An 18,258-nucleotide genomic window follows, 5' to 3' on the forward strand; every position below is an offset into this window, starting at 1 on the left:
GTTCCTGAAGAAGAGCGTATATACCACTTTCGTATACTTTTAGTTGGGGTTCAGGTCTAAAGAGATTTTTTTGAAAATAAAAGTTAAGTTTGTATTTTTCGGTTTTTAACTATATAATAGTAAGCGACGAATATTTAGTTATCAATCTTATTCAGCAGTTACAAATGAACAATAATATTAGGAGGTTTTTTTCATGAGAATAGATATTTGGTCCGATTATGCGTGTCCATTTTGTTATATTGGTAAAAGACGTTTGGAGAATGCGCTGAGTCAATTTCCGAACCGTGATCAAGTAGAGGTGGTATTCCGTAGCTTTCAACTAGATCCACACGCAGAGGTGAGTACAGATAAGAATATTCATGAGCTGTTGGCTACCAAATACGGAATGTCTATCGAAAAAGCAAAAGCAATGAATGCTCAGTTAGCTGAGCAAGCACAAGATGTGGGATTGGAATTCAATTTTGATACAGTGGAGCATACGAATACTTTCGACAGCCACCGCCTGAGTCACTTTGCAAGCTCAAAAGGAAAAGGTGCAGAAATGTCCGAACGTTTGCTACGTGCCTACTTTACGGATTCATTGAATCTTGGAGACCGCAGTGTACTTGCTACACTTGCTGCCGAGGTAGGGCTGGATCAGGCAGAAGTTGCGGCAATGCTGGAGACAGATGCTTACACAGCTGAAGTGAACGGCGATATCGAGGAAGGAAGCCGTCTTAATATTACCGGTGTACCATTCTTCGTGTTCAACAATAAATATGCGTTATCTGGTGCACAGCCAGGACCTGTATTTACAGAGGTGTTGGATACTGTGTGGGCGGAGGAGCAAGCAGGGCCAAAGCTGCAGGTGGTTGGCAATGGAAAATCCGAAGTATCCACGGATGATGGCTGCGCAGATGGATCTTGCAATATATAAAGTTCGTATAGTGTGGAGAAGAAGAGATGGAGAAGTATCCATTTCTTCTTTTTTTAATTCCGAAACTCTGCTCTGTTTTACACACTACAAAGACAAGCGCCCCCGAATCTATCCGGGAGCGCTTGTCTCTTTATGATGTGTTTATCTAAAAGAAGTGATGAAGCTTGTGAACAAGGTGCGGACATCATACTGATGCTGATTGATTGGTTCGATAGGCCGGTTAATGCCGAGCAAGGTGTATACTGCAGTTCTTGCTGCTCTGATAGAGTATTCTTCCGTGAATACAACATCATCTGGAATTTCGCAATATTGGCCAACGAACGCAAGGTTAGTGGAGCCTTCAGGAACTACTTTAGGTCGGTCACTATTTAATCTAGGCATGAATTGTGAAGTGATATAAGGCATCATACATGGTATACAGTTGGCAGTTGCCATGATCTCGTCCTTATGTTCTTCGAAATGAAGATGACCGATTAATTCTTCCATAATTTCTTCCCCGGTACATTCGCTCATTTTCTTCTTCACGAAGTCTCCTACGTTGTCAGGGTATAAACCGTAGCCCCAGAATACTTTTACATGCTCCGGTTGATTGCGGAAATGCGGTTGGAAGGCTAAGACAACGGACATTAACCAGCTTGAATCTTTAAAGGTAACCAATGCGCCAGTACCCGCACGATTGCGAGTGAATTTCTCCATAAGATCGAAGAATTTGGAATCTCGGAAGGTCACGGTAAAGGACTCCCATTTCGAACCATCGATATGATCATCGAAGGAGGATGGATTGCCGAGACCTGGTTTTTTGACGGCGATGTTCTCCCATAACTTCCATGAGCTACCTTTCCCATTGAGACGTGGGGCAGAGGTCATGGATCCAAGGCTTGATCCTTCAGTCATGGAGCCGTTCGTGACGATTACGATATCGTCTTCGCTTATGTTAATAACGTCTGGGACACCTTGGCGCAGGACGTTCATTTGGGTTACGGTAATGCCATCTCCATCTTTGAACTGCAGGTCAGTTACTGTACATTTCAATGTAAAGTCTACACCAAAGCCTTCGAGATATTTGTGCATAGGTAAGATGATGGAATCATACTGGTTATATGGAGTGCGGGTTACGCCTTCCAGGGTTTGTATTCTTGGGAACTCATGAACGAAGCGAATCATATATCGTTTAAGCTCTACCGCGCTATGCCAAGGTTGGAAGGCGAAAGTAGTAGCCCACATATACCAGAAGTTCGTGGTGAAAAAGTGTGGACCAAACCAGTCGTTAATCCGAGCTTTCCCCATTTTTTCTTCCGGTGTAATAATTAATTTACCCATCGCAAGCCGGTCAGCCATATCAAAGCCCATGGATAATACATCTTCCACCTCACCGTTGCGGTTAACGAGTCTAGCGTTAGCATGTGTTGGATTGGCGGTATCGAATTCTATAATCTCTTCTCTAACGGATTTCTCAGGATGGTCGAGGGAGGGAATCGACATGAGTAGATCCCATGTATTCTCATAGGTCTCATCGTTGAGCATCCGGCCACCGCGAATGACATAACCGTGCTCAGCGTCACCTGCGCCGTCGTTGCTGCCACCGAGAATCTTCATCTCTTCAATAATGTGAATGTTCTGTCCCGGAAAGTCACAGTCTCTGACCAGGTAAGCCGCGCCCGCTAAGGATGCAATTCCGCCACCGACAAAATAAACCTGTTTATTACCGTACTCTTTTTTCACAATGGTCGCCTCCAAGTTGTTGTTGAAATAATCACATTCTTAATGTAAACCAACTCCAATTTTGAAGGTATAATCAATCCTTTTAGAGTGTATGGATTTTAGTCATTACGGTCTATGTGTCTAGTTTTTAGACAAAAAAACCGCTGAACCCAAAGGTTACAACGGCTTGTTCTCATATTTGTGCAAAGCTTTTAGAAAATTCCCCTCAATGAGTACACTTAGCTTCTCGATAATGTGATCCGGATGCTCCTTCATCCCGTCTCTCATCCACTGAATGACAAGGCCTGTGAAGGCCAGTGTATAGAAGTTAGCAATGAAATGTTTATCTTCATGGCTAACCTCCATCCCGGCGGACAGTTCGTTTATGACACCCATAATGAGATCATTCGTCACTTCGTATAGATACGCATCCAGATGATTTCTGCCCAGTGAGTTCAAGGTGTTGCAGCAAAAGGTTTTATTTCGTTCGATATAGCAGAAGATTCTATAAAAACCGTCCGTCCACGTACTGTAGCTACGATACTGGGCGATGCTCTCTACAGCCTCAGTCTTATAGATCCAACCGAGTAAATCAAATATATCTTGAAAATGATAATAGAAAGTTTGTCGATTTAGTCCGCAATGGTCCACGAGCTGTTTGACTGTAATTTTATTGAGCGACGTATGTTCCATTAGTTCTTTTAAGGAATGGGACAATGCATTTTTGGTTAGAAAAGAATTGGACAACGATCGATCATCTCCTCCGTTCAAGCTTTCGGCCACTGCTTAACTAGCAGACGAATTCCTTCCGCCAATAAACCGAGTGCAAATCCTCCACATGTAAAAAAGAAAAAAGCAAGGAGTCCCGCGAGATCCTCCCAACCGGACATCTCTCTATAGGTGTAGCTTAGCATAATTACTGAACCGATGATTATTCCTGTTGTAGTGATTAACCAGAGTAGACGAGCTCCGAACCACGCTAAGACGTTAACGATACCAGATACAATAATGGAAAAGAGTGCGAAGCGCAGCAAGAGTGTGACATCTAATGTATGAGCCATCATAACGAATCTGTGCAGAATGAAAAGCAACCACAGAAAAACACCATAAACAGCCATCCAGATAAACCAACGGTTACTTTTGGTAGCAGGCAGGAATTTCATTTCTGGCTCACCTCTTTTTCCAAAGTACGAACGGTGTGCAGTAGGGATTATACGGAGAAAGATTCCAGTTCTTCTACACTTTGCAGAAGATGATTCAGCAGGTTCGGAATGTCCTCCATCTGCTCCTCCGTGATTTGCCTTTTGAATCGCAGCTCGATGCAGTTGTTGTAGGTTTCACCTTCTTGACCATAAATGAAGCTTAAAGATTGCACGGGCTGGAATTCAGGCCCCCAGATCGCTTTGAGAATACTCTCGATTGCCTGACATTCAGCAGGAATATCTTCGATCTCCATATAAAAACGTAACGAAAGATTGCAGCCGGGATCCGTGTTAGGCACTTCCAATATTTCATCGCTAAGATCTTTCACAGATGAAGTAAGAAAGACTTCGGCGGTTACGCTCCTGCCAGCCGTCAATTGGAAGGAAAGGCTGAATTCTCTGGACATCAATGCCATATTCAGAAGGTCGGAACGATCCGTAACTACTAGAATTCCGTCCAAATTATCGTAATCGTAGATTTGGTTCTCAAAAGCAATTTTAATATTATCGAAGACAGTAGGATGGAACAATAATGGCACCTTCTTTTGTTTATTAGTATTGTAACATGATCTAAATAGAAGTGAAAAAGATGCCCAGGGACCATATGGACCGGGCATCTTTCGCTTGTTACTCCATGACCTTGAACATGCCCGTCATACCCGGGGCATGATTCTGAAAGCCGTATCGTTCGTAAAAGGTATCATTCCCATGTGATGCGAAAAGTCCGACGAACGCGCCAGAAAAACAATGAGATCGAATATAGTGTAGTAGCTGCTCAATAATGACATTACCAATGCCTTGGCCCTGAAATTCGGGAAACACGGCTACGTCCTGAATATAGAAATACATATGACCATCGCCGACGATCCGCCCCATACCGATAACCTTGTCTTCCTGTACAACGACCATACCATACACCGAATGAGCGAGAGAGGCTGCGGTCATTTCCGTATTCACGTTCCCCCAACCGACAGCTTCCCATAAGGAGGCATGCTCCTCAGGCGTGGGTAAACGTTCAATACATTCATAATGATGTGCTGTTGTCATAGCTAATCACCCATTCTTTGTTAAGTTATTGTAGCGATTGTAGTGTAGTAAGCTCCACTGTAATCAGCCCCCTTAGGATGAATGGGTATTCACTGTGATCTTGTTAGTTCGTAGGTGCAGGTGCGGTATATTTCAGGAATGTCTTCGGAATTGGACTTTCGAAGGTCATTAACTCTCCTGTAGTAGGATGAATAAAAGAAAGTACACGAGCATGCAGACCGAGACGGCCTACCGTTTTGGTCTCTGCACCATACTTCTTGTCTCCTGCAATCGGATGGCCGATATCTGCCATATGAACACGAATCTGATTTTTGCGTCCAGTTTCAAGCTTTACCTCAAGTAACGAGAAGTGGCGGTTCGCCTGAATGAGCTTATAATGTGTGATCGCATGTAGACCATCGCCTTCATGAGGACTGGAGTACATTTTCAGGGTAGAGGTTTCTTTTAGCCAAGAGCTCACTGTACCTTCAGGTCTTTTGACGGCGCCTTCGACTAGAGCTACGTAAGAACGTTCTTTCACGGTATCCTTCCACGTAGTTTGCAGTGCTTGCTGGATCCGTTCGCTTTTGGCAAACATCATTACCCCAGACGTATCGCGGTCCAAGCGGTGCACGACAAAAATTCGATTCTTAGGATTGCTGATGCGGACATGCTCCATAAGCTGGCGGTAAGCTGTTAATTCATTTTCTTCCGCAGTGGCAATCGACAGCAGTCCAGCATCCTTCTGAATAATGATTAAATCATCATCTTCATGGACGATGGTGAGTCCGATCATTTCCGCTACTTGTACAGGCTTCTCTTGATCAATCGTCACAGTTTGACCCGGATGCAATTGAAAATTATGCTGTGTGACTACTTTGCCATTCACTGCTACTTGTCCACGCGAGAGGATAGATTTAATAGCATTTCGTCCACGGCCTGTGATATGGATGAGTAAGAAGGGTAGCAGCTCAGAAGGTTCATTTACTGTAAAAGACTTGGGCGCTGCGGGTGCTTTAGCTTTATGATTAAGCTTGCCATTTGGCTTGCTGTGGGAATTGCTGTGGGAACGAGTACCTCTTTTGGCTGTTTCTTTAGGATTTCTTCTTGTGTTCATGACTGCATTCTCCGTCCTTTAATATTGTACTCCTCAATATACCATGGGCGGTTAAGAAATACTATGTGAAGGGCAGCAAGAAACGAATTCGATTTATAGATAGAATAGCTGAGCTAGTCCTATCAGCAGGAATAAGCTGAAATATATCCAACCGATCACATTAGCGTATTTCTTTTCCCGGTGCATAGCATTGACTGCATATATTTTAGTATCCACAGTAAGCAACAGAACACTGGAGATCAGCAGCGCAACAATTACGTAGGTTAGCTGGTGATAGAACATAGTAGAGCCTCCTATAAAGGTCATTTAATTTTGTTTAAGACCTACTCTGTCGATGTGAGTTTTCAACTTAACTTCAATACTGAGATTGGAATACTGCTGCTCCCAGTCATGTTTGTCACGAACATGGGCTTTCCAGTAGGAGGGAGCATATGCACGAATATATTCACCCATGCCAAAGACATCGGAATGCGCTTGTTGAGTTTCTTCGATAAGGTGGTTGAAAATACCGATCACTCTCTTTTGAAAGATATCTTCAATCTTTTCTAAAGAACGGCTGGAACTGATAGGGATATCACTACGTAAATGCTCATCCAGAGCCGCCTCTAAAGAGAGGTTATAGGTGATGTGAGGTTTACCCTCTTTGAATTGAACTTTCACCCTCGTGAACCGGTCGTTGACCTTGAGCATCACCGGACCGAATTCATCAGCATAAAAAAGATCGGAGTATCCCCCGGGATTAATGCCCTTCATGGACATATATGCGCCAATCTCAATGGGAATCGTCGAACCGACCATCACTCCACCACTAAAGTAAGCTAGGCCTTTAATCATGATATTGTCTTCCTGATGTAATGAGACGTAAGGCAGATAACCACTTTCGCCCCATTTGGAATCTGCTGACCAGAATACACCTATATAATCAGCAGGAAATTTCCCCGATGTCACTGCTTTTTCCATGGTAGAGAGGATGTAAAGGGTCGGCACTCGCTGCAGCGGAGGATTAATATTCATAAATTTGGCAGCCTCCCCTTCGGATACTAGCAGCCAGGTCCGGCGACGAACTTCTGGATTGCGACGCAAATAATCATTTAAGTCATCCATGCTTTTTCTTGCTATGTCCTCACTAATAATAATCACTCGTAAATGAATCAGATAACGTGGATCAGAAATTTGCTGCTGCAAATTGTTCATGGCGTCATCTAATGTGTACCCGTATACTTCTACGACCCATACTGGATTTTGATTTCCGCCTCCGCCTTCACCCCCGCTGCCTGGTCCGAGTGGAACTCTTCCCGGAACCGCAATTTGGGCGGTTACACGAATTTGGGGTAAGTTAATATTTGCGCTTTTAAGATGAGTGGTTTGGTCATCATTTGTTTTGCTGTCTGGAGGGACGGAATCAATGGATAACCCTAGCACCAATGCACGATCTTCAATTTCGAGCTGGTCCCAGCAACCTGCGAGCAATCCAGACAGGAGTGAGAGAATAAAAATAAGAACTACACGCTTATAAATTTTTTTATTCATGAGAAATGGCTCCTTTATTTCGGATTAGAGAGACTAACCATAATAAAAGAGGATAGAAGGTCAAAAAAATCAAACCGATTATCGCTGTAATGCTAGCAAATGAATAGACCTGAAATATGTTTCTCGGCAAAAGTGAAAAAGTGAAGATAAGTGGAAGTAAGAAACTGGATATTAGGCGGTGATCCTTGTGCCGCAGCACTTGTTGCAGAGAGTATGCGGCTAAGTAGTAGTTCGTAAAGATGGTAGTGAATATAGAAATCACCCAAATTATTATAAAAAGAGCATCAAACCGTTCTAATAGTCCTGCGCCGATGGATATGGAGCGAGCTGCTTCTAGGGTTGGATAGGACAGTAATTTGGTTTCCTGAGCTCCAAACATGCCTAGAGTGACCCAAACGATCATTACATAAATGAATCCAATGATACCAAGCGCAATAGTGCCTGCTTTAAGGATCTGTTGAGGTTTTTTCATTAGAGGAACCAGCAGGATGATGACAAATGTGCCTTGATAAAGGCCAGCGGACGTAATCGTTCCTTTGGAAAAGCTTGAAAAGGTGGTGTGATTTCCGGTGAGGGGTAGCAAGTTCAGAACATCAACATTTCTCATAGCTACCAATATAATTGCGATAGCGGATAATAGAATAAAGGGTAAATAAAAAACATGTACATAAGTGAATTTTACAATATTTCTACGGATTGATAAGGCAACCAGTAGGAGCATTAAGAGAATTACTACTTCTATGGGTGTCTTTTTAAAGACAACCGCAACACATACTTCTCCAAATTGGCGCATGGTGATCCCAGCAGAGAAAGCAAAAAACAAAGAAATAAGCATGGAGAAAATATCCGCGAGCCAAGTTCCGAGAAGGCGGCGGCTGAATACGAACAACGTTTCGTTAGGGAATTTTCGGCAGACAACCGCTGTAAACCAGCAACCTAAAAAAGCAACAGGTACGCCAGAAGCAGTTACGAGCGGTGCACCACTGTCTCCGGCTTCAGCCATATAACGAGGAATACTTAAGATTCCTATTCCTATAATCGTACTGATGATTACAGCCATGACTTGGATCGTTGTTATAGGGCGGTTACTATTCATCAGCTTCACTTTTCTCCTTAAAAATCAGATCGGTATGCATTTTGGGAATATCATTCGCAAGAAGATCGGGATCAGGTGTATTGAGAAAGCTTGGGCGACTTCGCATCCACCATAAAGGTACACGAACAATACTATCCTTGAGGTCCTTCCAAATCGTAGGCACAAAGGGTGTCATGTAGGGAACGCCGAAGGATTCCAAGAATAATAAGTGGTTAACAATAACAATAGTGCCAAGCATTACTCCGTACAGACCAAAGCAGCCTGCCAATATGATCAATGGAAATCTAAGCATTCTTGAAGAGATTGCGGCATTGTAAGCGGGTGTGGCAAAAGACCCTATGGTCGTTATAGCGACAACAACTACGGTAGTTGGACTCGCCAGACCTGCTGCTACGGCTGCCTGACCAATGACAAGCACACCTACAATAGAAAGAGCCCCGCCAATCATTTGCGGTAAGCGAATGGTTGCTTCGCGCAGCACCTCCATGAAGACTTCCATAATCAGAACTTCCAATACGGCTGGAAAGGGTACGCCAGCTCTTGCACCAGTTATTGCTACGGCGAACTCTGTCGGCAGTAGCTCAGGATTGAAAGAGATAATGGATACATATAAGGCTGGGAAGAAAAGGGAAAACAATAATGCGATCAGGCGGATCATTCTTAGGAGGCTTCCTACAACAAAACGTTCTGTATAGTCATCCATCGTCTGAAAGAACTGATTGAAGAGCGCCGGGACGATGAGGCAGAATGGTGAACCGTCTACAAGGATGATGACTCGTCCTTCTAATAAAGAGGCTATAGATTTATCCGGGCGTTCGGTTGGCTGAACCTGTGGAAACGGGGAGAGGGGATGATCTTCTATGAATTGCTCGATATACCCCGCATCAAGGATGCCGTCTACATTTATTGCTGATAATCTTCTCATCACCTTTTGAACTAGCCCTGGATCGGCTATTCCTTCGATATAACAAACAGCTACTTTTGAGCGCGTCCGTACGCCAAGAGGGGCAGTTACTACACGAAAATCCGGCGTTTGCAGTCGATAGCGAAGTAAAGAGATATTGGATTCTAAATTCTCTATAAACCCATCACGCGAACCGCGTATAACTTGTTCAGTTTGAGGTTGCTCAATGCTACGATGCTCAATTTTACGCAGATTGAAGTAAAGTGCCTGATCCATTCCATCTATGATTAGAACTACATTTCCCTCCAACAAGATGGAGGCTAGAGTATTTAGGTCCTTAGTACGGTTACCTTGTGTTACTTGTACTGTCATACTCCAGATGTAATCAGGTAAATCCTTTAGATCTTTTGGAATTTCTGAGAGATCAGAGGAAACATTCATTAATGGCTTTAAAACATAGTTCTGAATTTGATTCTGGTCCACCACAGAAGAAAAAAAGATAATAGCCGCATCATGTCTACCGTACACCTTGAAGTTACGGACTATAAGATCGCTGTCTTCTCCAAAGACTTGTTGAATGAAGCTTATATTGCTCTCCAGGCTGGAATCCAGTGGCTTTACCGGACGATTGTCCTGGGCAGAGGACTCTTTGCGTGCAGGCTTATGTTTAAAGGAGGTATATTTTTGTTTCCAATTTTGCACGGTCGCTCCACCCTTCTATGAAATCTCTCTTCTTAAAGCTTGGCTTAAAAGAAGGCCTTTTATGTAAATATTTCAAAGGAAGAACATGGTGACCATAGTTAAGGAGTGTTGCTCAATACACTTTTGACCGCTAAACTAAAGATAGAAACGCTTAAGGGGTTATGAGAGATATGATGATGCAAGCACCTACTATTGAACAGGCGCAGGCTGAGCTGCAAAAATATTACGGTTATCCGGATTTTCGGGATGGTCAGAAGAAGATTGTTCAGAACTTGCTGGAAGGTCGCGACACACTCGGTATTCTTCCTACGGGAGGTGGGAAATCGATTTGCTATCAAGTTCCCGCACTGCTGCTTCCTGGGCTGACACTGGTGATCTCACCATTGATCTCTCTGATGAAGGATCAGGTCGATGCGTTAACCACGGCAGGTATTCCGGCAGCCTTTATTAATAGCACGTTAAGCGGGAAAGAAGTAAATGAACGGATTCGGGCTGCCCGTCGCGGCGATTTGAAGCTGCTTTATGTTGCGCCCGAAAGGCTAGAGCTGGACTGGTTCCGTCTGGAGATGGCTGAGCTGGCGATTTCCTGTGTGGCTGTGGATGAGGCGCACTGTGTATCTCAGTGGGGACATGATTTCCGTACAAGCTATTTGTCGGTATCGCCTTTTGTGAACGAGCTGCCAGAACGGCCAATCTTGGCTGCATTTACAGCGACGGCAACACCAGAGGTTATGGAGGATATGGTTCGGCTGCTGCGTCTGCGCGAGCCGGGTATTTTCATGACTGGACTCGGAAGAGATAATTTAGCGATGTCTGTGCTACGTGGAGAGAATAAGCGGGAGTTCGTCATGGATTACACCGCAACGCATTCTCATCAGCCGGGTATTGTATATGCGGCTACACGCAAAGAAGTGGATGATCTATATCAAAGGCTGCAGGCTTCAGGAATAGCGGCAGGCCGTTATCACGCAGGTATGAATGATCAGGAGCGGGCAGATAGCCAGGAAGGCTTCCTTTATGACGATATTCGGGTCATGGTGGCCACCAACGCTTTTGGGATGGGGATTGATAAATCCAATGTCCGGTACGTAATACATTACAATATGCCAAAAAATATGGAAGCTTATGTTCAGGAAGCAGGCCGTGCTGGTCGTGACGGGGAGCCGAGTGAATGTATTTTGCTTTTTAGCGCGCAGGATATTATGACCCAAAAGTTCCTGATCGAGCAGAATCCGCAGGACACGGACCGTAAAGCTAACGAATATCGCAAGCTTCAGCAAATGATTGATTATTGTTATACTACCCGCTGCTTGCGCAGTGCCCAGCTGGATTATTTCGGAGAGGAGCATGAGGACAAGTTATGCGGCATTTGCAGCTCATGTACAGATGAACGAGAGCTTATAGATATGACCGTAGATGCGCAAAAGATATTCTCTTGCATCCACCGTATGCGGGAACGTTATGGAGTAGCATTAGTGGCTTCTGTGCTGAAAGGCTCTCGCAATCAGAAAGTGATGCAATATGGTTTTGACAAGCTGCCAACGCATGGGGCGATGTCGAGCCGGACAGAGAAGGAAATCTCAGAGAGCATTAATGTACTCATCTCTGAGGGATATCTTGCTTTGTCTGAAGGACAATACCCCGTAGTGCGGCTCCAGCCTTTGGCTGCTGAGGTACTGCGCGGACAGCGTGAGGTCATGCAGCGAGTAGCGCGGCCATCACGAGCAGGTGCGGCATCTGGTACGCGAGTTCGTAGTCGCGGGCATGACCTCTCACCTTCGGCAGTCAATGAGACCGTCTTTGAGCAGCTGCGTCTGATCCGGCGAGAGTTGGCGGGACGTGAGCATGTGCCCTCATATATTATTTTTAATGATGCCACGCTGCGTGAGATGAGTGTGGTTTGCCCGCAGACCGAAGCGGAAATGCTGAGGGTAAAGGGTGTCGGGGAAGTGAAATACCGAAAGTATGGTAAGGCATTCCTAGAGTTTTTTCAAAATGAAATGTAGAAAAGGTCGTGTAGCATTGAAAATCGTTCTGACCACGCTAAACGCAAAATATATCCATACCTCACTGGCGATCCGTTTGCTTAAAGCCTACAGTGAGCATGAATTTAAAGATATTCATTTGGTGGAGTACACCATTAAAGATCCCGTGATGAATATCGTGTCCGACTTGTTTCAGAAACGGCCAGATGTGATTGGCTTCTCCTGTTATATCTGGAATATCGAAGAGACGCTCAAGCTGATCGGAATTCTCAAGCAAGTGATGCCTGAGGTTACGATTGTTCTCGGAGGACCGGAAGTCTCTTATGAGCCGCTGCATTGGATGAAGAGAGAAGCTGGCATTGATTTCATCGTCAACGGAGATGGAGAAGAGACCTTTCATCATTTGTTGCAGGAGCTGAGAGACGACCGGAAATTTCATTTTGTGTACGGAGCTGCTTATCGTAAGGGAGAGGAGATCATTGTAAATCCACCTCGTCCCAAAAGCGATCTAAATACGCTGCCTACACCGCATCGTTTTCCAGAGGATATTCCAGATCTGAGCAAACGTATTGTTTATTTTGAGACGAGCCGTGGGTGCCCGTTTAACTGTCAATTTTGTTTATCCAGTATTGAGGTAGGCGTACGTTACTATGATATTGAACGAGTGAAGTCTGATTTACTCTACTTAATTGAAAATGGCGCCAAAATCATTAAATTCTTGGACCGCACCTTCAATATCAACCGCAACTATGCGATGGAAATGTTTCAATTCCTGATCGATAATCATCAAGGCTGTGTGTTCCAGTTTGAAATCACAGCAGATATCATGCGGCCAGAAGTTCTGGATTTCCTGTCGAATAATGCGCCTCCGGGCATCTTTAGATTTGAGATTGGTGTACAGTCTACAAATGATGAGACGAACGAGCTTGTTAAACGCCGCCAGAATTTCAAGAAGCTCTCTCGTACGGTAATGAAGATTAAGGAAAGTCGTAATATCGATCAGCATCTGGATTTAATCGCAGGGCTTCCAATGGAGGATTACACCACCTTCCGTAAAACCTTTAACGATGTATTCGTTATGGAGCCAGAAGAGCTGCAACTTGGATTCCTCAAAATGCTTCGCGGGACGGGTCTGCGTGCACAGGCGGCAAAATATGAGTATACGTATATGGAACATGCCCCTTACGAAATTCTTAGCAGTCATATGATGACCTTCTCGGATATTATTCGTTTGAAGCGGCTTGAGGATGTGCTGGAGAAATACTGGAACAGCCACCGGATGGACCATACAGCCAAATACTTGATCCGTCACGTGTTTGATTCACCATTTGATTTCTTTCAGGAGTTCGGTGACTACTGGGAGGAGAGAGGCTGGCAAAAGATTGGGCATCAGCTAGAAGATCTCTTTACCCGTTTGCAGTCCTTCTTGATAGATCGTGGGACTCCATCTATGGATATTATTACTGGGCTAATGAAGCTTGATTATTTCCTAGGACACAAGTATAAGCCTCGCAAAATCTGGTGGGATTTCGTACTGGATAAGTCAGATTGGTCGAGTTACTTGAGGGATATCGCTGCTAATCCGGGTCAAATCTCTGCGCAATTGGCAGAAGCCGGACTCAGTGAAAGAGAGCTGCAAAAATATACGGTGCTTGAAGTGCTACCGTTCTCGCTTGAAGCGGTGCTGGAATCCATCAGCGGTCTACGGGCGGATGGGGGTTCAGAGGAAGAGGAAGCAGGCGATGCTAACGACGGGACTGTACCTTCTCCTGAGTCATTAATACAGGGAGTTACAGAGAGTAGTTTAGAAGAGTCTGTCCAAACCACAAGCTCTGCTGTAGCCATAGCTGAATCACCTTCCGTTCGAGAAGGTCGCACGCTGCTAATCGTAATGTATCAGCAGAATGAGAGCCAACGCGCTCAGTATTATACGCTGCCTTTGTAATAGGGCGATTGTGTTGGGAGGAAAGACCGTTCCTTTGGGGGCGGTCTTTTTTTGTTACATGCGCAAGCGTCTTCTGAATTCGCAAGTGGTGGAGGGAAGTGATGATTGGCCATAAAAGTCTTCTAAGACCGAAAACGAAGTGGGATAGTAATGGCTGCAAAAGCGCCAGATGAGTCCGGGAGCGGAGGGGAAGAAAGGAGCTAGGAGTAATGTAAGCTGCTCACAACCCAAAACGAAGAGCAGCGATCCCCTAATAACGGGAGGATCGCTGCTCTGTCTCAAATAATCCAAAAAACCTACGGTTTTCTTTTAAGCTGTAGTCGTAACCTCAGAAGGGAGATGCTGTTCTAACCAGTTAAGCACATCGGCTGTAACTTGATCCCGGTTCACCTCATTAAGCATTTCATGCCTGCCTCCTGGATAGAGCCGATACTCTACGTCCGATATCCCTCGTTTCTTGTACAGCTCCGCAAGACGAGGAATGCCTTGGCCGCTCATCCCTACAGGATCCTTATCCCCACCAAATATATAAATGGGCTTACTTGTACATAATGTCCTAAGTGATTCCTCGGAATGGATCTCCCTTAGGAGGTGGAAAAAACCACGGAAAAAGCGTGTTGTACAAATGGCTCCGCAGAATGGATCGGCAATGTACTTATCAACTTCCGCATCATCGCTGCTCAGCCAGTCATATGCAGTTCTTACGGGAGAAAAAGCACGGTTGTAACTGCCGAATACTAAGCTGTTCAGTAGTACACTTCGGTGATGTTCACCCTTTAACTTGAGCTGTGCACTAGCCAGAGATTCTCCAAGGCGCAGCATACCGCGAGGACCATTTGTACCGCTTAGGATAAATCCTTCATAGATTTCGTTACCCTCTTCACACATCAGCTTTTGAGCCAGAAAGGAACCCATACTATGAGCGAATAGAAAGATGGGCTTACCTTCATGTTTGGAGAGTGCTTTGGCTGCTACCTGGAGCAGATTGCGCCGCATCCAATAGAATCCGTCCTCCCCAACATCGCCAAGCAGATCGACTTGACCAGCGGTTTTACCATGTCCCCGGTGGTCATTGACATATACTGCATAACCTACTCCGGTTAATGCTTCCGCAAAACGAGCATAGCGGACAGCTGTTTCACACATACCGTGAGAAATTTGCACGATTCCTCTAACTGGCACATCGGATGCGGGTAACCATTCATAGACATGGATATTTACACCTATGGGATCCGTTAGGGTAAAGCTATTTTCCTTCATGGTCCATTCCTCCTAAAGGTTCTCGACTTATGGTAAATAAGAGCGAAGCACAGTAGAATGACCTTCGATAGCGTAACGGCCGAGACTGGAAGGAATCAGATAGCATTCTCCTGCAGCATAAGGTTGGGAGCCGCCATCCCAAGTAAGATGTCCGCTGCCTTCACAGATGACTAGAATAGTGAAGCTGTCTTCTGTAGTGGTGAGGTCCCATGAACCATTTACGATTCCTTTTTCTACGATAAAATATGGCGAAGCGGCAAGTTGCAGCCACTCTCCAGGGACTGCGTTATCTGTCTTCATCGAAGTAGCCCCGGCGCCTTCATAAGCTGTAACATTAAGTGAATCTTCAATATGAAGCTCACGTGGTTTTCCGTCCAGGCCTGGACGGTCATAGTCATAAATGCGGTATGTAGTGTCGGAATTTTGCTGGATCTCTGCTACAACGACACCAGCACATAGCGCATGAACGGTTCCGGCGGGAATATAGAAGGAGTCTCCTGCAGAGACAGATACTTCTTGAAGGCTATCCATAACGGTGCCTTTCTCCAGTGCTTCCCGCAAAGTTTCACGATCCACGCCTTCTTTAAGACCATAGATGATTTTGGCACCTGGCTTAGCGTCTAACACGTACCACATCTCTGTTTTGCCCAGTTCACCTTGTGGCAATCCCTCATAATCATCTGTAGGGTGGACTTGAACGGAAAGATTGTCGTTGCAATCCAGCAATTTGATTAGTAGAGGAAATCTTCCACCCGTTTCTGAAATCCCTTTGCTTCCGAACCATTCATGGCCGAACTGCTCACGAATTTGATCTAAGCCTTGACCGGCTAACTCTCCGTTTACCACCGAAGACGTTCCATTCGCGTGATCGGCGATCATCCAGCCTTCGCCAATATGTCCTTCAGGTAGATCTAGGCCGAATTTCTCCAGCGCGCGGCCTCCCCAGACACGTTCTTTAAACTCCGGTTGAAATTTCAAAGGATATGGTTGAGTCATTGCTACATCTTCCTTCCCAAATATAAAATAGTTTGATGCTTACAGTTTAAGAGGGGTTTCCTTTTTTCTTTTCGAGCGCAATCATATAAGGTGAATCCGTGCGCTGCAGCTGACGATAAACAATGCTTTGTGCTACCTTTTGGGAAACAGCTGCTGCCCAAGATTCAACGGCAGCGGCTTCTTTATCTCCGCCTGCATGGCCGGGATAAAGAACTGCCGTAATGATCCCACCTGGACGCAGTAACTGGAGAGAAGCTTCCAAGGCTGCAATAGAGCTGTCCGGCTGAGTAATGATGTTCTTGTCGGCATCTCCTGAAGGCAAGTAGCCTAGATTGAACATTACAGCTCCAACGGTGCCATGCCAGTTCGCTGGAACAGCTTCAGCCATTTCGGCGTGACTACGTTCCAGTAAGGTGACGGTGGCGAGCGAGGGAGCTTCCTCTTTTGCAAGCCGCAGGCGCTCTTCAGCCAGGTTCAGCGCTGCAGCTTGAATGTCAAAGCCGTAGACTTCACCGCGAGCTCCGGTTGTTTTGGCTAGAAAAAGCGTATCAGCACCAGTACCTACAGTGGCATCAATCGCACGATCACCTAAAGTTAACCGCTCAGAGATTAATTTATGAGCAAAGCTTAAAACGGACATAAAGCCCATTAGCTCTTCCTCCAATACTTACCCTGCCAAGTATCACGAGCAACTAGCTCATCGTCAATGGCATTTAGCACTTCCCATTTCTTGAGGCTCCACATCGGTCCGATTAAGAGATCCCGAGGAGCGTCTCCAGTCAAGCGATGTACAATCATTTCAGGGGGCAAAATTTCGAGTGAATCGGCAATGAGCTTCACATACTCGTCCTGTTCCATGAATCGTAGCAACCCAGCTTCGTATTGCTTCACCATTGGTGTTTTACGCATGAGATGCAGAAGGTGAATCTTAATTCCTTGTACATCCATGCGAGCCACAGCAGATACCGTTTCGAGCATCATTTCATGCGTCTCCTGTGGGAGACCGTGAATGATATGGGTGCAGACACGAATGCCGTGACGCCGCAACTTCTCAACAGCATCTACATAACACTGGCTGTCGTGAGCCCGGTTAATTAGCTCAGAAGTGGAATCGTGTATAGTTTGGAGACCCATCTCTACCCACAGATACGTGCGCTCGTTTAGCTCGGCCAAATATTCGACAACATCTTCCGGCAAACAGTCAGGCCGTGTAGCAATAGATAGTCCAACGACACCTGGCTGCTGTAAAATCACTTCGAAATATTCTCTAAGCTCTTCGACCGGAGCGTACGTATTCGTATAGGCCTGAAAATATCCGATGTATTTAGCGTTTGGCCATTTTAGATGCTGCTTGTCACGGATATTATTAAATTGGGTGACGAGATCATCTCGGCGACTTCCCGCAAAATCACCAGAACCTCTGGCACTGCAAAAAGTACAACCACCTTTAGCGATGGAGCCGTCACGGTTGGGACAGGTAAAGCCTGCATCAAGCATAACTTTGAATACCTTGGTATTCAAATGTTCACGCATTTCGTAATTCCAGGTATGAAAACGTTTATCTCCCCAAAGCTGCGGAGGAGTAGTGTATTGAAGATTAGACACGAGGAGCTCCTTTCTGAAAATATAAACATGGATAAGTATCCTTATCCTTATATTTTTCTGAGACGGATGGCATCCTTTATAAAAGAACACACAGCCGTTTCTTATAATCCAATACATTGTATCAAAAAACAGAGCTCGGCGTAACATTCACTCCCGGTACTGGCATGAAAAATAGGCCGAAAGTAAGGCGCTTTCAACTTGAAAATGCTTACATAGTATGTTATATTCAGAGTGTGAAAAGCTGCTGTGGCTTAAAGAAATTCAGCCAGGAGT

General features: G+C 45.1%; 17 protein-coding genes. 3 read left to right on the plus strand and 14 right to left on the minus strand.

Annotation, left to right across the window (positions count from 1 at the left end):
* Nucleotides 1–193: 193 nt before the first annotated feature.
* Nucleotides 194–916: a DsbA family oxidoreductase gene (locus H70737_RS06295; protein ID WP_042185677.1), complete on the plus strand. Its 723-nt coding sequence runs from the start codon at nt 194–196 to the stop codon at nt 914–916.
* A 141-nt stretch (nt 917–1,057) separates the two neighbouring features.
* Here the strand turns inward: H70737_RS06295 and H70737_RS06300 are convergent, their stop codons facing one another.
* The 10 genes from H70737_RS06300 to H70737_RS06345 form a co-directional block, all read right to left on the minus strand.
* On the minus strand, nt 1,058–2,638 hold the full coding sequence (locus H70737_RS06300) for an oleate hydratase (RefSeq protein WP_042185679.1): 1,581 nt from the start codon (nt 2,636–2,638) through the stop codon (nt 1,058–1,060).
* A gap of 156 nt (nt 2,639–2,794) precedes the next feature.
* Nucleotides 2,795–3,364, minus strand: a complete 570-nt coding sequence (locus H70737_RS06305) for a TetR-like C-terminal domain-containing protein (RefSeq protein ID WP_042125036.1) — start codon at nt 3,362–3,364, stop codon at nt 2,795–2,797.
* A 20-nt stretch (nt 3,365–3,384) separates the two neighbouring features.
* Complete coding sequence (locus H70737_RS06310; RefSeq protein WP_042185681.1) at nt 3,385–3,780, minus strand: hypothetical protein; 396 nt, start codon at nt 3,778–3,780, stop codon at nt 3,385–3,387.
* Nucleotides 3,781–3,827: 47 nt separating this feature from the next.
* A complete protein-coding gene (locus tag H70737_RS06315; protein ID WP_042185682.1) occupies nt 3,828–4,349 on the minus strand; it encodes a hypothetical protein in 522 nt (173 codons plus the stop codon).
* Nucleotides 4,350–4,446: 97 nt separating this feature from the next.
* A complete protein-coding gene (locus tag H70737_RS06320; RefSeq protein ID WP_042185684.1) occupies nt 4,447–4,866 on the minus strand; it encodes a GNAT family N-acetyltransferase in 420 nt (139 codons plus the stop codon).
* A gap of 103 nt (nt 4,867–4,969) precedes the next feature.
* Complete coding sequence (locus H70737_RS06325; RefSeq protein WP_042185686.1) at nt 4,970–5,962, minus strand: RluA family pseudouridine synthase; 993 nt, start codon at nt 5,960–5,962, stop codon at nt 4,970–4,972.
* 93 nt (nt 5,963–6,055) lie between these two features.
* The gene (locus H70737_RS06330; protein ID WP_042185688.1) at nt 6,056–6,244 is read right to left on the minus strand and encodes a CLC_0170 family protein; all 189 of its coding nucleotides are present in this window, start codon (nt 6,242–6,244) and stop codon (nt 6,056–6,058) included.
* Nucleotides 6,245–6,268: 24 nt separating this feature from the next.
* Nucleotides 6,269–7,492, minus strand: coding sequence for a Ger(x)C family spore germination protein (locus tag H70737_RS06335; RefSeq protein ID WP_042185689.1), 1,224 nt, complete (start codon nt 7,490–7,492; stop codon nt 6,269–6,271).
* Nucleotides 7,485–8,588, minus strand: coding sequence for a GerAB/ArcD/ProY family transporter (locus tag H70737_RS06340; RefSeq protein ID WP_042185691.1), 1,104 nt, complete (start codon nt 8,586–8,588; stop codon nt 7,485–7,487). The genes H70737_RS06335 and H70737_RS06340 overlap by 8 nt, the downstream gene beginning before the upstream one ends.
* Nucleotides 8,581–10,194, minus strand: a complete 1,614-nt coding sequence (locus H70737_RS06345; RefSeq protein WP_197071268.1) for a spore germination protein — start codon at nt 10,192–10,194, stop codon at nt 8,581–8,583. Before H70737_RS06345 ends, H70737_RS06340 begins: the two co-directional genes overlap by 8 nt.
* Nucleotides 10,195–10,364: 170 nt before the next feature.
* Here H70737_RS06345 and recQ point away from each other — a divergent pair, with 170 nt between their 5' ends.
* Both recQ and H70737_RS06355 read left to right on the plus strand, forming a co-directional pair.
* Complete coding sequence (gene recQ / locus H70737_RS06350) at nt 10,365–12,200, plus strand: DNA helicase RecQ (RefSeq protein WP_042185693.1); 1,836 nt, start codon at nt 10,365–10,367, stop codon at nt 12,198–12,200.
* Nucleotides 12,201–12,216: 16 nt separating this feature from the next.
* Entirely contained in the window at nt 12,217–14,124 is a 1,908-nt protein-coding gene (locus H70737_RS06355) for a B12-binding domain-containing radical SAM protein (RefSeq protein ID WP_042193418.1), read from the plus strand.
* A gap of 309 nt (nt 14,125–14,433) precedes the next feature.
* Here H70737_RS06355 and H70737_RS06360 read toward each other — a convergent pair whose 3' ends face one another.
* The 4 genes from H70737_RS06360 to H70737_RS06375 are packed head-to-tail and all read right to left on the minus strand — an operon-like array spanning nt 14,434 to nt 17,985.
* Nucleotides 14,434–15,384, minus strand: a complete 951-nt coding sequence (locus tag H70737_RS06360; protein WP_042185695.1) for an alpha/beta fold hydrolase — start codon at nt 15,382–15,384, stop codon at nt 14,434–14,436.
* A 27-nt stretch (nt 15,385–15,411) separates the two neighbouring features.
* Complete coding sequence (locus tag H70737_RS06365) at nt 15,412–16,380, minus strand: type I phosphomannose isomerase catalytic subunit (protein ID WP_042185697.1); 969 nt, start codon at nt 16,378–16,380, stop codon at nt 15,412–15,414.
* A 46-nt stretch (nt 16,381–16,426) separates the two neighbouring features.
* Nucleotides 16,427–17,029, minus strand: coding sequence for a tRNA 5-(aminomethyl)-2-thiouridylate-methyltransferase MnmM (locus H70737_RS06370; RefSeq protein ID WP_042185699.1), 603 nt, complete (start codon nt 17,027–17,029; stop codon nt 16,427–16,429).
* A complete protein-coding gene (locus H70737_RS06375; RefSeq protein ID WP_042185702.1) occupies nt 17,029–17,985 on the minus strand; it encodes a tRNA modification radical SAM protein MnmL/YtqA in 957 nt (318 codons plus the stop codon). Before H70737_RS06375 ends, H70737_RS06370 begins: the two co-directional genes overlap by 1 nt.
* Nucleotides 17,986–18,258 lie beyond the last annotated feature (273 nt).

Origin of the sequence: Paenibacillus sp. FSL H7-0737, assembly GCF_000758545.1 — a bacterium.
Classification (GTDB): Bacteria; Bacillota; Bacilli; order Paenibacillales; family Paenibacillaceae; genus Paenibacillus_AQ.

Excerpts from the sequence above, each read along its gene's own strand:
- H70737_RS06340 (WP_042185691.1), bottom strand. The coding sequence starts at position 8,588 with ATGAATAGTAACCGCCCTATAACAACGATCCAAGTCATGGCTGTAATC.
- H70737_RS06325 (WP_042185686.1), bottom strand. The coding sequence starts at position 5,962 with ATGAACACAAGAAGAAATCCTAAAGAAACAGCCAAAAGAGGTACTCGT.
- H70737_RS06360 (WP_042185695.1), bottom strand. The coding sequence starts at position 15,384 with ATGAAGGAAAATAGCTTTACCCTAACGGATCCCATAGGTGTAAATATC.
- H70737_RS06320 (WP_042185684.1), bottom strand. The coding sequence starts at position 4,866 with ATGACAACAGCACATCATTATGAATGTATTGAACGTTTACCCACGCCT.
- H70737_RS06365 (WP_042185697.1), bottom strand. The coding sequence starts at position 16,380 with ATGACTCAACCATATCCTTTGAAATTTCAACCGGAGTTTAAAGAACGT.
- H70737_RS06370 (WP_042185699.1), bottom strand. The coding sequence starts at position 17,029 with ATGGGCTTTATGTCCGTTTTAAGCTTTGCTCATAAATTAATCTCTGAG.
- H70737_RS06295 (WP_042185677.1), top strand. The coding sequence starts at position 194 with ATGAGAATAGATATTTGGTCCGATTATGCGTGTCCATTTTGTTATATT.
- H70737_RS06310 (WP_042185681.1), bottom strand. The coding sequence starts at position 3,780 with ATGAAATTCCTGCCTGCTACCAAAAGTAACCGTTGGTTTATCTGGATG.
- recQ (WP_042185693.1), top strand. The coding sequence starts at position 10,365 with ATGATGATGCAAGCACCTACTATTGAACAGGCGCAGGCTGAGCTGCAA.
- H70737_RS06330 (WP_042185688.1), bottom strand. The coding sequence starts at position 6,244 with ATGTTCTATCACCAGCTAACCTACGTAATTGTTGCGCTGCTGATCTCC.
- H70737_RS06335 (WP_042185689.1), bottom strand. The coding sequence starts at position 7,492 with ATGAATAAAAAAATTTATAAGCGTGTAGTTCTTATTTTTATTCTCTCA.